Consider the following 13,553-nt stretch of genomic DNA (forward strand, 5'->3'; position numbering starts at 1 on the left):
TGCCAGGGCCGCCGCAGTGGGTAGGCGGCCCGATACGGTATCCAGCATGTCTTCGCCCAGCCCCGCGCCGCTGCTTCGGGAGTTCATCCACATCCCGGAGCGCACGAGCCAGAGCGACTTCGTGCTCAAACTCGCCGACAGCGTTGCCGACGCCGATGCCACCCTGCGCGACTATGTCGTCACGGAGCGGCTGCTCGCTAACTTCGATGAGGCGCTCGGGTTGATCCGCTCCGCCGTCGAGGGGCACGCCTCCAAGGCCGCCTACCTGCACGGCTCCTTCGGTTCCGGTAAGTCGCACTTCATGGCGGTGCTGCACGCGCTGCTGCGGGGCGAATCGGCCGCCCGTGGCCGCGACGAACTGGCTCCGCTGGTGGCGAAGCACAGCGTCTGGCTGGACGGGCGCAAGTTCCTGCTGATTCCGTACCACCTGCTCGACGCCCGCTCTCTGGAACAGCGGGTGCTCGGAGGCTATGTCGATCGGGTGCGTGCGCTGCACCCAGACGCGCCCATCCCGGCTGTGCACCGCACCGACGCGCTGCTGGAACAGGCCGCCTCGCTGCGGGAGAAGATCGGTGACAAGCAGTTCATCGATGGTCTGCCCGGCGGTGACGCCGAAGACGAGTGGGGCGACAGCGAGACCTTCTGGACGCCGGAGCGCCTGGATGAGGCCTTCGGCGGCGCGTACTCCGACGAGCTGCGCCGCAAGTTGGTCAACGACCTGCTGACCAGCTGGAACGTCGGCTTCTTCAGCAACGCCCGGGAGGACGCCGAAGCCTTCGTCTCGCTCGACCGGGGCCTGACCGAGATCAGCCGGCACGCCAAAGAACTCGGCTACCACGGGTTGATCCTCTTCCTCGACGAGTTGATCCTCTGGTTGGCCAACTCGATCGGCGACCAGCAGTTCGTCTCCCGCGAGATCCAGAAGATCACCAACTTTGTCGAGGGCGGCGACACCCGCCGGCCGATCCCGGTGGTCAGCTTCATCGCCCGGCAGCGCGACCTGCGCGAGCTGGTCGGCGAGGAGGTCACCGGCGCCAACGAGCTGAGCTACCAGGACACCCTCAATCTGGCCAGCGGCCGGTTCGACGTGATCAAGCTGGAGGACCGCAACCTCCCCGAGATCGCTCGCCGCCGGCTGCTCAAGGCGCGCGACGACCGACCCGGGGCGGGCGAGGCCATCTCTCGGGCCTTCGACGCCACCACCAAGGTACGGCGGGAGGTGTTCGACACCCTGCTCGGCACCGACTCGGGCAGCGGGGCTGACATCGACGCCTTCCGGTCGACGTACCCGTTCAGCCCGGCATTCCTCTCCACCCTGGTGCACGTCTCCAGCGCGTTGCAGCGCTCCCGGACGGCCCTGAAGTTGATGCGCCAGCTACTGGTCGATCGTCGTGACACCCTCCGCCTCGGCCAGCTGGTGCCCCTCGGGGACCTCTACGACGTCATCAGCACAGGCGGTGACCAGCCCTTCACCGAAAAACTCAAGGCCGAGTTCGAGATGGCCCAGAAGCTCTATGACCTGAAGCTGCGCCCTTACCTGCTCAGTCAGTACGACCTCACCGATGACGACCTGGACGCGGCGCGCCGGGGTGGCACCCAGCCGACCGAGACGGTCGGACGTGTCCGCGCCTTCACCGGCGACGACCGGCTGATCAAGACGCTGCTGCTGGCCGCGCTGGCGCCCAGCGTCCCGGCGCTGCGCAATCTCACCGCCCGACGGCTGTCGGCGCTCAACCACGGCAGCATCACCAGCCCAATCCCGGGAGGTGAGGTTGCTCAGGTCAACCGGAAGCTGACCGACTGGGCCGGTCGCTTCGCCGAGATCCGCATCGGTGAGGGCGACGACCCGATCGTGTCGCTGGAGTTGGTCGGCGTCGACGTTGACAGCGTGCTCGCCACCGCCAAGCACTACGACAACGAGGGTGCCCGCAAGCACCTCGTGCAGCGACTGCTCTGGAAACAGCTCGGCGTGCCGTGGAGCGACTCGTTCTTCGCCGAGGCCGCGCTGACCTGGCGGGGGAGTCGCCGCACGATCGAGCTGGTGTACGGCAACGTCCGCGACCCGCACGACATCAGGGACGAGGCATTCCCCCCGAACGACCCGACCGGCTGGCGTTTGATCGTCGACTATCCGTTCGACGACGGCAGTCACGGTCCGGCCGATGACCGGCAGCGGGTCCAGGAGCTGAGCGGCCGGATGAGCCCTCGCACGGTCTGCTGGATTCCGGCGGCGTTGACCATTGAGCGCCGCAACGAGCTCGGCAAGCTCGCCATCATCGACAAATTGCTGGAGGGGCAGCGCTTCGACAGCCACGCCGAGCACCTCAATCCCGACGACCGTCGGCGGGCACACGCGGCGCTGACCAACCAGCGCAGCGCCCTGCTGAACAAGACGCAGGCGGTGCTGCGCCAAGCGTACGGGCTGGCGGGCAAGCAGCCCTCGGATGTGCAGCTCGGCTTCGATGACCACCTGCAGTCGCTCACCCGTGCGTTGGAGCCGAAACTGCCCATGGGCGCCACGTTCGCTGACGCGCTGCGCAGTCTCGGCGATCAGATGCTCAGCCAACAGTTCCCCGCCCATCCTGACTTCGACCCCGACCGCAAGGGCGAGCCTGTGCGTCTGCCCGATGTGAAGGTAGTGCTCGACCACGTCCGGCGAGCGGTCGAGTCGCCGGAGGGACGCGTCGAGGTTGAGCGAGCGCACCGCCAGACCATGCGCCGGATCGCCAATCCGCTCGGGCTAGGCACGATGCACGAGGCGGCCTTCGTCGTCGAGGGACAGTGGGCGCAGCATTTCCACCACAGGGCGGCCGCCGAGGGCGTCAGCGGTGAGCTACGCGTCGCTGACATCCTGCGGTGGATCGACGAACCCAGCCCGCGTGGTCTCGACCCGATCGTGGCGCAGCTTGTTGTGGCCACCTTCGCCGAGCAGACCGACCGCGCCTTCCACCTGCACGGAGGCGCGGTCACACCCGCTCCCGAGCCAGGCAAGATCACGACCGACCATGTTCTGCGCGAGGAGCGGCTGCCCAGCGAGGAAGATTGGGCCGAGGCTCGGGCCCGAGCCGGGGCGATCTTCGGTGTGCACAACCTGAACTTGCGGCGGGGCCGGCTGGTGGCGATGTTTGGTCGCGACCTCAGCAACGAGGGAGCGCGGTATCGAGAAGCGGCGCACGGCCTGACCGCCCGGCTCGAGCAGCACGACAAATGGCTGGGTATCGACCAGGCGTCGCCAGCAGGTCGGCTCGCCACCGCTCGCGCGGCGGCCGACCTGCTGGAGCGGCTGGCGACTGGGCGTACGGCCGTGGAGACCATCGAGCGGTTGGCTCGGGCGGAGCTTTCCGGCCCGGCCGACAGGGTCGGAAGAAGCATCAAGAGCGCGGCGCAGGTATCTGCCGAGCTGGCCAGCGCCGCGTGGGACAACTTCGAGATCATCGCCGGCCTCGGCGAGCCATATGCCGTGGAGGCGACTGCTGTCCTCACCGAACTGCGGCGCGTCGGCCAGGCCGACGAGTTGACCGCGTCGCTGAGCCCAGCTCTCCGGCGCGCACAGTCTGACGCGGTGGCGCTCATCCGCCGGGCAACCCGCCGACGTGACGATCCCGATCGCGGCCGACCGGACGACAAGGACGTCGAGCCGCCCGTCGACAGGGTTGGGCCGGGCGGCGGAGACCGCGGGAAGGCGGAGGCACAGGACCTGGTTGCCGTTCCAGCCGCCGACCTCGGCCAGGCGGTTGAGAAGCTTCGGGCGTTCGCCGCCGCCCACCCAGCCGCGACCATCGAGGTCACCTGGAGAATTGTTTCGTGACTCAGGCACCTGCACCGGCTCAGGCACTGCGGATCAGCCCAGTGGCGCTGCGGCAGAAGGTGGCGCAGCAGCTCGGACGGCACCGTAGCGGCGACGCGTACCCGGTGATGGTGATCCGGGCGGAGCCGACATGGCCGCACGACCCGACGGTGCTGTTGCTGGACGGACGCCCGGTCCGAGTAGTGCCATGCGTCTCTCCGCTGGCCGTGTGGGAGCACCTTGTAGCCGACCGCGACGAGGAGGTTCTCGTCCTGCTGACCGATGTTCCAGAGTCGGTGCTGCACCACGGCGTGCGTAGCCGGGTCTTCCGTCAGCGCGTCATCACCGTGGAACCCTGGGATCTGGTCGTCGACGCGTTCGGCGCGCAGCTACCGGACACCGCGCTGGAACGCGAGGCCTGGGCCGGCGAGGCCTTGCTCGACGCCATGCCGCCGGGCGGCTGGCCGGGGCTGGCCACGTCGGTGCTGACCCGCGACATGGCTCTGCGGCATCTCGCGGCGGTGCGGCTCGGTCTCGACCGGCAGGGCGTCGGCCCGGACGACCTCGACGTGACGGCGTTGTTGCGGTGGAGTGCCGAGCCAGGTGCAGTCGAGGCCTATGGACTGCTACGGGAGGCCGAGCGGAACGGGCTCGCACGCTGGCTGCTGGAACAGTTCGGCCGGCCGGCGAAGGCACTCTTTGCGCTGGTCGATGCCGGGCACGGCAACGAGGCGTTGCCGCTGGGTCTGGTCTGCGATGCGCTCTGGAGCACCGAGAGCGCCGACTCGGTGCGCGCCCAAGGGCGCATCGACCAGTACTTCGGCGACCTTAACGACGATGCCACCGTGCGCAGCTTCGCGGCGGCGGCCGTGCAAGTGGTCGGCGCCCTGTTGAACGCGCCGCGCGCGGCGGTTCGCCGCGACGGACATGCCATCCTCGACCGAGCAGAGGAACTACTCATACAGTTCTCCGCGGCCAGCAGCGCGGGCCACAGTCCGATCCTTCGGACCGGCTTCGCCAACCGCCTCGGTGTCGCGGCGGGAGCCCTGCTCGCCGGACTGCGGAACCCTGCGAACCCGGAACTCGACCTGGCGGTCGAACACCTCGCCGGACATCGGCTCGCCGAGGCCGAGGCAGAACGGGTACGTCGAGCCCGGATGGCCCAGCGGCTGGTGCGGTGGCTCGGTACGACGGTGGTGCCGCCACAGAGCGTCGCCGACGGGGTGGACCGCCACATCGCCGAGTGGGGATGGGTGGATCAGGCGCTCAACCACGTCTGGGCTGGCGAGGAGACCCATCCGGAGCTGCAGCGGGCGTACCGGGAGATTCATGAGCTGGCGCAGCAGCGGCGGCGTGACCTCGACGGCGCGTTCGCCGGCCGGCTCGCCGCGTGGGCCACCGCTGGGCCGGGCAGCGACGGCGACCTGCTCACCATCGAGAATCTCCTGCCCCGCGTGGTCGATCCGCTGATCCGCGCCGGTCGACCCTTGCTGCTCGCCGTGCTCGACGGAATGAGCGCCGCGGTTGCGGTGCAGCTCGCTGACGAGTTGGCCCCGCACTGGGTGGAGTACGACCCGCTGGCAGGGTCGGGAGCGGCCCGGCGTCGGGGAATTGTTGCCGCGCTGCCCACCCTAACGGCGATTTCCCGCACGTCGCTCTTCGCCGGAGCACTACGTGCCGGCAATCAGGACCTTGAGCGGAGGCTGTTCGCCGAGGGGCGATGGGGCCGAGACTCCCGAATTTTCCACAAGGGCCCGGCGCGCGGCGGTGCGGGCGAGGTCATTGCCGCCGAGCTGACCGATGCGATGGCGAGTTCTGCTCCTGTGGTGGCCGTTGTGATCAACACGGTTGATGACGCGTTGGCCCACGGCCGGGAGGGCGATGAAGCCGGGTGGCAACTCAACGATCTCGGCTTCCTGCGCAGCCTGCTCGACCAGGCTCGTCGCACCGGCCGGGCCGTCATCGTCACCAGTGACCACGGGCACATCCTCGAGCGTGGCGGTCAGCACCTCAAGACACCGGACGCGGCATCCGCCCGGCACCGGATCGGGGCTGGCCCGGCCGGCCCCGGTGAGGTGGTGCTGACCGGTCCGAGGGTCATCTCGGATGACAATCGCATCATCGCGCTCTGGGATCCGCTGCTGCGCCACCGTCCGAGCCGGGCGGGATACCACGGCGGTGCGTCGCTGGCCGAGGTGACCATCCCGCTGCTGGCCTACCTGCTGCCCAACGTAACCGACCCACCGGCCGGCTGGGCGCCCGTCGAGGAGCGCACCCCGGAGTGGTGGCAGACGGGCGCTGCCGCGTCGGAGCCGAGCGCTCCCGCACGGCCGACCAACGCGCCGAAGCCGCGCCGGAAGGCACCTGTCATCGCTGGGGACGCGCTCTTCGAGGTACCGGAAGTGGCGGCCGAGCCGCAGGCAGCATCACCGACCAGCGACGGTGACCTGGTGGCGGCGCTGCTGGCCACCGAACTGTTCGAGGCGCAGCACAGTCTGACGCCGCGCCGGGTGGAGCTGAAGAAGATTCAGGCGGCGCTACGAGCACTGGTCGACGCCAAGGGCGTGCTGCCCGTTGCGGTGCTGGCGCAGCGGGCCGGCGAGGCACCGGTGCGGGCGGTCGGCTTCGCCACCACCCTGCAACGGATCTTCAACGTGGACAACTATCCGGTGTTGTCGCTCACCGACAACGGTCGGACCGTCCGGCTGGACCTCCGGTTGCTCCAGGAGCAGTTCCGCCTGCGGGGAGGGGCAGAGTGACGACGGTCAGCCCGGCACGCCGCCGCGAGGTGATCGACGCGCTGCGGCGCGGCGCCGTGCCATCGGCCGGGCTGGACCTCTTCGCCGTTGGGTTGGACCGCTTCGCCGGAGCCATCGGCGATGACCTGGACAGCGTCGCCGCCGGCAGATCCGTCTTCAAGGCCGTTCGCGGTGAGTACGGCTCCGGCAAGACGTTCTTCGCCCGGTGGATTGCCGAGCGGGCCAAACAGGCGAACCTCGCCGTCGCCGAGGTGCAGATATCCGAGAACGAAACGCCCCTACACAAGCTGGAAACCGTCTACCGCCGGCTCAGCGAGCGACTCACCACGTCGACGTTCCCGCCCAGCGCACTCCGTTCGATCGTGGACGGCTGGTTTTATGCGCTGGAGGAGGATGTTTTGACGGCAGGACAAGTCGCTGCGGATGACGCCGACGCTCTCGACGGCGCTGTCGAAACTCTGCTCGACCAACGGCTGGCCCTGGTGAGCCGGAGCGCTCCCGCTTTCGCTGCCGCGTTGCGCGGCTACCGGGCTGCTGCCGCGCGGGGTGATGCGGCGACCGCAGACGCCGTGCTCGCCTGGCTCGGCGGGCAGCCGCATGTCGCGGCCGCCGCCCGTCGGGCAGCCGGTGTACGGGGCGATCTCGACCACTTCGCGGCACTCAGCTTCCTGCAAGGGTTGCTGGCCGTGCTGCGCGACAGTGGGCATCCGGGTCTGCTGCTGGTGCTCGACGAGGTGGAGACGCTGCAACGGGTCAGGTCGGATGCCCGGGACAAGGCGCTCAACGCCCTCCGGCAACTCATCGACGAGGTGCACTCCGGACGGTTTCCCGGTCTTTACCTGGTAATTACCGGCACGCCGGCCTTCTACGATGGCCCGCAGGGCGTCCAGCGGCTCGCGCCACTGGCGCAGCGCCTCGCCGTGGATTTCAGCAGCGACCCACGGTTCGACAATCCGCGCGCGGTGCAGATCCGGCTGTCGGGCTTCACCGTCGACTCCCTCGTCGAGCTCGGCGGCCGAGTGCGAGACCTCTACGCCGACGGGTCCGCCGTGCCAGAGCGGGTGTCCGTGCTGGTTGACGACGGATACCTCGGCGAGCTGGCACGGGCAATAGCCGGCGGTCTCGGCGGCAAGGTAGGGGTGGCGCCGCGGCTGTTTCTCAAAAAGCTCGTGGGAGAGGTGCTCGATCGGGTGGACCAGTTCCCCGAGTTCGACCCTCGGCAACACTACGCGCTCACCCTGTCCACCGCCGAGATGACGGACGTAGAGCGAAACGCCACGAGCGCCGACGAGATCTCGCTCGACCTCTAAGAAAGAATCAGTTCATGAGCAACGACCTCGCCGCACTCCTCGGCACGCAGGAGACGGCCGTACTCGAGTTCAAGCGTGAGGCGAAGGATCGCAACGCGATCAGGAAGGCAATCTGCGCGCTCGCGAACGACCTGCCCCGGCTCGGAGGCGGCGATCTGCTCATCGGTGTCGACAAACACGGCCAGCCGGTCATGGGGTTGGACACCTCTGATGAGGCTTTGCTGACCTTCACCAGCATCCGTGACGAGGGTCGCATCCTCGACCGCCCGTCGATGGTCGTCACCCGGGAGCCGTACCAGGGCGAGCAGGTTATTCGGATACGAGTCAACGCCTCTCACACACCACCGGTCCGGTTCGACAACGTCGTCTACGTTCGGCCCGGCCCCTCGACCCGTACCGCGAGCAGCACCGACGAGCGTGTGCTTTCTGAGCGTCGCCGTGCCTACGACACCCCGTTCGATGTCCGGCCCATTGTCGGCGGAACTCTGGATGAAGTCGATCTGGACCTCTTCCGATCCGAGTATTTGCGGCAGGCCGTTGATATTTCTGTGCTCGAGGAGAACCATCGACCGACCGCTCAGCAACTCGCCTCGCTTCGCCTGGCCGACGCGGACGGTTCTCCAACTGTGCTCGGCCTTATACTTATCGGCCTCGACCCGACCAGCCGGATTCCCGGCGCCTACCTCCAGTTCGTCCGTTACGAAGGCAACGACGTGGGCGGCGCCATTCAGGACGAGCACGAACTTCGGATCAACGTCATCGATGTCGCCGAGCGACTTGAGAGCGTGCTGAAGGGCCATCTTCGGACCCGACTGGTCGAGGTGAGCGGATTCCGCGAGGAGTCCCGCCCAAACTATCCGATCGAGGCGCTGCGGGAGGTGTGCATGAACGCGCTGATGCACCGCAACTACGAGTCCTCGAACGCGCCGGTGCGCGTCGCCTGGTTCGACGACCGGGTGGAGGTGACCAACCCGGGCGGTCCGTTCGGTCAGGTCCGGGCCGACAACTTCGACCGGGTCAATGACTACCGGAATCCTTCGCTAGCCGCTGCGATGAAGTCGTTGGGCTACGTTAACCAGTTTGGCCGGGGAATCGGCCGGATCCGAGCTTCCCTCGCGCGTAACGGCAACCCGCCGCCGCAGTTTGTGGTTGACGACTCTTCCTGGACCGTCATTGTTAGGAGCGCCTCGTGATCTCCGTCGCGCTGTTTAACAACAAAGGCGGCGTCGGCAAGACGACCCTGACCTACCATCTGGCGCACATGCTTCAGCGGCTGGGGCATCGCGTGCTGGCGGTGGACCTGGACCCACAGTCGAACCTGACGGCAGCGTTCCTCGACGAGGACGAGCTCAGCGAGATCTGGCAGGAAGGACTTGAGTCGAACTGGCCGCTTGCGGAGGGCCAACAGAAGCTTCTCCTACGCGCATACCGCGACTCGGGCACGGTGGCGTCTGCGGTCCAGCCGATCATGCAGGGTTTGGGTGACGTCCGCTTCAATGATCCGATCACCATCACCGACGGCCTGTGGCTGGTACCCGGTGATCTCAACCTGAGCGCCTTCGAGGACAAGCTCTCGGCGGCATGGCCAAATAGTCTGATTGGCGATCCTGCGGCTCTTCGAACGACTACAGCATTTCACCGACTGATCACTGATGCTGCGCGCAGGGTTCGTGCCGAGATCGTGCTGGTTGACGTCGGTCCAAACCTTGGTGCGATCAACCGAGCGGCGCTACTTGCCGCCGACACGGTCCTGATGCCTCTGGCCGCTGACCTCTTCTCGCTGCGGGGTCTACGCAACCTGGGCCCTGCGTTGCGTGATTGGCGGCGGGTATGGCAGACGAACGTTCTCCCCCATGTCCCACCAGATATTTCAGCGCCTCGTGGCACCATGACACCCTTGGGCTATGTCGTCATGCAGCCGAAGATGAGGCTCGACCGGCCGGTCAAGGCATATCAGCGTTGGCTCGACCGGGTGCCGGTTGTCTTCGCGACTTCGGTCCTGAACCAGCCGAGTGAGGGGAGCGACGGCTCGTACGAGGTGGCAACCTTGCGCAACTATCAGAGTTTGATGCCACTCGCCCATGATGCGCGGAAGCCGATGTTCGACCTTCGGTCGGCCGACGGCGCTCTCGGCAGCACCCAGACCTTGGTGCAGCGGTGCTTCCAGGATTTCAAGTCGTTGAGCGAGAAGGTCCTGAAGCGGCTCGACGATGTGCCCGTGCACTCGTCATGACCGGCGCGGAGCTGCTGCATCCGGTTGTCCTGCATCATGTCGTGAACTCACTGCAGTGGCCAGCGTTGCGGCCGTTGCAGGAGGCTGCGGTGCAGCCGCTACTTGCCGGCGAAGACGCACTGCTGCTCGCGCCGACCGCTGGTGGTAAGACCGAGGCGGCCGTGTTCCCCCTGCTGTCCCGGATGGCGGGGGAGGACTGGTCAGGCACCTCCGTTCTCTACGTCTGTCCGCTGAAGGCACTGCTCAACAACCTCCTGCCTCGGCTGGAGAGCTATACGGCGTGGCTGGGGCGTCGGGTAGCGCTCTGGCACGGCGACGTGACGATGGGGCGGCGTCGGGTGATCCTCCGCGAGAGGCCCGACATCCTGCTGACCACCCCGGAGTCCCTGGAGTCGATGCTGGTCAGCACCGCCGTCGACCATGACTCATTCTTCGGCCAACTACAGGCCATCGTGGTCGACGAGGTGCATGCCTTCGCTGGCGACGATCGCGGCTGGCACCTGTTGGCCGTGTTGGAGCGGCTCAGCCGCGTGGCGGGGCGACCAGTACAGCGAATCGGACTCTCGGCGACGGTCGGTAACCCTGACGAACTGTTGAAGTGGTTGCAGGGCTCGGGCCGTGACCAGCGGTCTGCGCAGGTGGTGGCACCCGATCCTCCTCCGACGGAGGTTCCGGCGAAACCGGCGCCACGTCCAGCCGGCGAGGTCGACCTGGATTACGTCGGGTCCGTCCACAATGCGGCCAAGGTGATCGCGGCTCTTCATCAGGGACAAAAGCGCTTGGTCTTCTGCGACTCCCGAGCGCTGGTCGAGGATCTCGGGCAACGGCTCCGCGCGCTCAACGTCACGACCTTCCTCTCTCATGCGTCACTCTCGGTTGACGAGCGGCGGCGGGCCGAGGAAGCCTTCGCGCAGGAGCGGGACTGCGTCATCGTCGCCACCAGCACCCTCGAACTCGGAATCGATGTGGGTGATCTCGACCGGGTCATCCAGATCAACGCTCCGCGCAGTGTCGCGGCCTTCCTCCAGCGGATCGGTCGGACAGGTCGGCGTCCCGGCGGTAGCCGCAACTGCCTCTTCCTCGCCTTGGACGGTGAGGGGCTGCTGCACGCCGCCGGGCTGTTGCACCTCTGGGCGCAGGGCTGGGTCGAAGCCGTCGTCCCACCGCCCGAGCCGCGCCACATCGTGGCCCAGCAGATGCTGGCGCTATCGCTGCAACAACACCGGGTAGGTGACAACCTCTGGTCGCAGGAGTGGAACGGGCTGGCGCCCTTCGACAAGAGCGCCGACGTGATCGTGCGGCACCTCGTCGAGCGGGGCTACCTCGATGTCGACTCCGGGATGCTCTTCATCGGGCCAGAAGCTGAACTGCGCTTCGGGCGTCGCCACTTCATGGACATGCTGGCGGTGTTCACCGCACCACCCCAGTTCACCGTGCTGGCTGGTCGTACCGAGATCGGCCGGACCGATCCCGCACTGTTGACCGCCAAGGTGCTCGGTCCTCGGCTGCTGCTGCTCGCCGGCCGAAGTTGGCGCGTCACCTATATCGACTGGAAGCGCCAACGCTGCTTCGTCGAGCCGGCCGAGGGTGGGGGAAAGGCCCTATGGATGACCGGTGGGTCGCCGCAGGGACTGTCGTACCGGATGGTCCGGGCAATGCGTGATGTGCTGCTCGGTGCCGACCCGCCGGTCGCCCTCACTGGCCGGGCGAAGAGCAGACTGGCCGTTCTACGGGAGGACGCGGCCCCTGTCGTTCATCCCGCGGGCCCGGTGCTGGTCAGGAATGGCGACGGTGAGGTGCGTTGGTGGACCTGGGCAGGCTTCCGGGCCAATGCCACTTTGATCGCTACGCTCAGCGAACTTGCCGATCCGGCTCAACGATACGACGACGCCTCCATTCGACTGCGACCAGATTTGGACCGCACCGTGGTGCATCAGGCCATGTCAGACGCGGCCGACCGAATCTGCCTGCCCGAAGTGTCGGACAAGGCGCTTGCGGGTCTCAAGTTCAGTGCCGCTTTGCCGGAGCGACTCGCCGTCGCCACCCTGGCCTCCCGACTGGCGGACATTCCGGCGGCCCAGGCGGTTCTCGCCGAGCCAGTGCAGATGACCTACCTTTCTCCAACCTGACCCACTGGTGCTTCGTGACTGCCCACCAGTAGGGTGCCCCCGTTCTGGCTGCGTTCCCGGCCGTAGCGGAGTTTGCGGTCCTGACGGCACCGCCGCGCTGGACGAGGGCGTCCATCGCACCAGATTGAAGGGTGGTAAACGGGCGGACCTTCAGCATCCAGGGGAGCTGAACCAGACGAGGCACCACGGGTCCGCGTACCACGTTCGGGGATGCTGCGGGCGGCTGTCCACAGGTGCCTCCGCTGTCCACAGCAGCCCTCCCATGGGCTGCGCTTGAGGGCAGGGTGGGGCGGTGGACGCGCGAATACAATCCCTCCTCGTCCGCAGCGATGGGCTGGTCACTCGACGGGACGTGCTGCGGGCGGCCCCTGCCTGGGCGATCCAGACTGCCCGGCGGGCGAACCGGCTGATACGACTGTTGCCCGGGGTCTACGGCGACGCCGCGCTGATCCGTGACGCCAACGCCGACCTGCCGATGCTGGCCCGCGTCGAGCAGGACCTTGCCCGACGCGCTGCGCTGGCGTATGCCGACGGGCGCGGCGCGCTGAGTCGCCTGACCGCGCTCGACGTGTGGGGCCTGCGCCGCCAGCCACCGGGGGAGCCGGTGTATCTCGACCTGCCGCATGGGTCAGGTCTGCGTGATCGGCCGCATCTCCTGGTACGACGCCGCTCCGGCTTCGTGGTCGCGCCGCCGCAGGTGGTGACACGGGGAGGACTGCCGGTCACCCGGCTCGACCGAGCCCTGGTGGACTCTTGGCCGCTGTTGCCGCCGATCGACCGATCGAGCCTGCTCATCCGTGCGGTCAACGATCGGCTGACGACGCCCGAGCGCCTCGCCGCCGCGTCTGCCGAGGTGCCCCGGATGCCCGACCGTGGGGCACTGTGCGGCTTGCTGGACCGGCTCGCCGCTGGTTGCCGCAGCCCGTTGGAGATATGGGGCCACGACCACGTCTTCACCGTACCGGGAATGCCGAGGTTCACCCGGCAGGCGCGGGTGCGGGTGGGCGCTCGAACGATCTATCTCGACATGTTCGCCGAGGCGGAACGGGTCAACATCGAGCTGGACGGAACGACCAGCCACGGCGACTCGGCCGCACGCGAGATCGACCTTCGCCGCGACGCCCTGCTCGCCACCGTCGGCATCCTCGTCGTGCGCTTCAGCCACCGCCGCCTCACCGCGGATCCGGTCCAGATCCGCCAGGAGACTCTGGCCATTCTCGCCAGCCGTGCCCGCCCCACCCAGTGATCAAGTGATGAGAAATAGGTCCCACAGGTCTCCCACACCTACTTTTCATCACTTGATCATGGGGGGGAGGGGGGCGCGGCGGGGAAGTT

The 13,553-nt window shown here is 67.7% G+C and carries 7 protein-coding genes; all 7 read left to right on the plus strand.

Going from position 1 to position 13,553, the window contains the following annotated elements; genetic code table 11:
• The first annotated feature begins 46 nt into the window (after nucleotides 1-46).
• The 7 genes from pglY to DKT68_RS10705 all read left to right on the plus strand — a co-directional run bounded on the left by pglY (nucleotide 47) and on the right by DKT68_RS10705 (nucleotide 13,464).
• Nucleotides 47-3,808: a BREX-2 system ATPase PglY gene (gene pglY, locus DKT68_RS10675; protein ID WP_109817248.1), complete on the plus strand. Its 3,762-nt coding sequence runs from the start codon at nucleotides 47-49 to the stop codon at nucleotides 3,806-3,808.
• On the plus strand, nucleotides 3,805-6,546 hold the full coding sequence (gene pglZ / locus DKT68_RS10680) for a BREX-2 system phosphatase PglZ (protein WP_146218335.1): 2,742 nt from the start codon (nucleotides 3,805-3,807) through the stop codon (nucleotides 6,544-6,546). The genes pglY and pglZ overlap by 4 nt, the downstream gene beginning before the upstream one ends.
• On the plus strand, nucleotides 6,543-7,856 hold the full coding sequence (brxD, locus tag DKT68_RS10685; protein ID WP_109817250.1) for a BREX system ATP-binding protein BrxD: 1,314 nt from the start codon (nucleotides 6,543-6,545) through the stop codon (nucleotides 7,854-7,856). Before pglZ ends, brxD begins: the two co-directional genes overlap by 4 nt.
• Before the next feature lie 14 nt (nucleotides 7,857-7,870).
• The gene (locus tag DKT68_RS10690) at nucleotides 7,871-9,049 is read left to right on the plus strand and encodes an ATP-binding protein (protein ID WP_109817251.1); all 1,179 of its coding nucleotides are present in this window, start codon (nucleotides 7,871-7,873) and stop codon (nucleotides 9,047-9,049) included.
• Nucleotides 9,046-10,089 (plus strand): ParA family protein, encoded by a 1,044-nt coding sequence (locus DKT68_RS10695; RefSeq protein ID WP_109817252.1) that lies wholly within the window; start codon nucleotides 9,046-9,048, stop codon nucleotides 10,087-10,089. The genes DKT68_RS10690 and DKT68_RS10695 overlap by 4 nt, the downstream gene beginning before the upstream one ends.
• Nucleotides 10,086-12,218, plus strand: a complete 2,133-nt coding sequence (locus DKT68_RS10700) for a DEAD/DEAH box helicase (RefSeq protein WP_109817253.1) — start codon at nucleotides 10,086-10,088, stop codon at nucleotides 12,216-12,218. Before DKT68_RS10695 ends, DKT68_RS10700 begins: the two co-directional genes overlap by 4 nt.
• A gap of 475 nt (nucleotides 12,219-12,693) precedes the next feature.
• Nucleotides 12,694-13,464 carry a DUF559 domain-containing protein gene (locus DKT68_RS10705; RefSeq protein ID WP_236646825.1) on the plus strand — a complete coding sequence of 257 codons (771 nt, stop codon included), beginning with the start codon at nucleotides 12,694-12,696 and terminating at the stop codon, nucleotides 13,462-13,464.
• Nucleotides 13,465-13,553: the final 89 nt, after the last annotated feature.

Origin of the sequence: Micromonospora acroterricola, assembly GCF_003172955.1 — a bacterium.
Lineage (GTDB): Bacteria > Actinomycetota > Actinomycetes > Mycobacteriales > Micromonosporaceae > Micromonospora > Micromonospora acroterricola.

Bases quoted from the DNA above. Each gene is read 5' to 3' on its own strand.
- pglY (WP_109817248.1), top strand. From the start codon at position 47: ATGTCTTCGCCCAGCCCCGCGCCGCTGCTTCGGGAGTTCATCCACATC.
- DKT68_RS10690 (WP_109817251.1), top strand. From the start codon at position 7,871: ATGAGCAACGACCTCGCCGCACTCCTCGGCACGCAGGAGACGGCCGTA.
- DKT68_RS10700 (WP_109817253.1), top strand. From the start codon at position 10,086: ATGACCGGCGCGGAGCTGCTGCATCCGGTTGTCCTGCATCATGTCGTG.
- DKT68_RS10705 (WP_236646825.1), top strand. From the start codon at position 12,694: ATGCTGGCCCGCGTCGAGCAGGACCTTGCCCGACGCGCTGCGCTGGCG.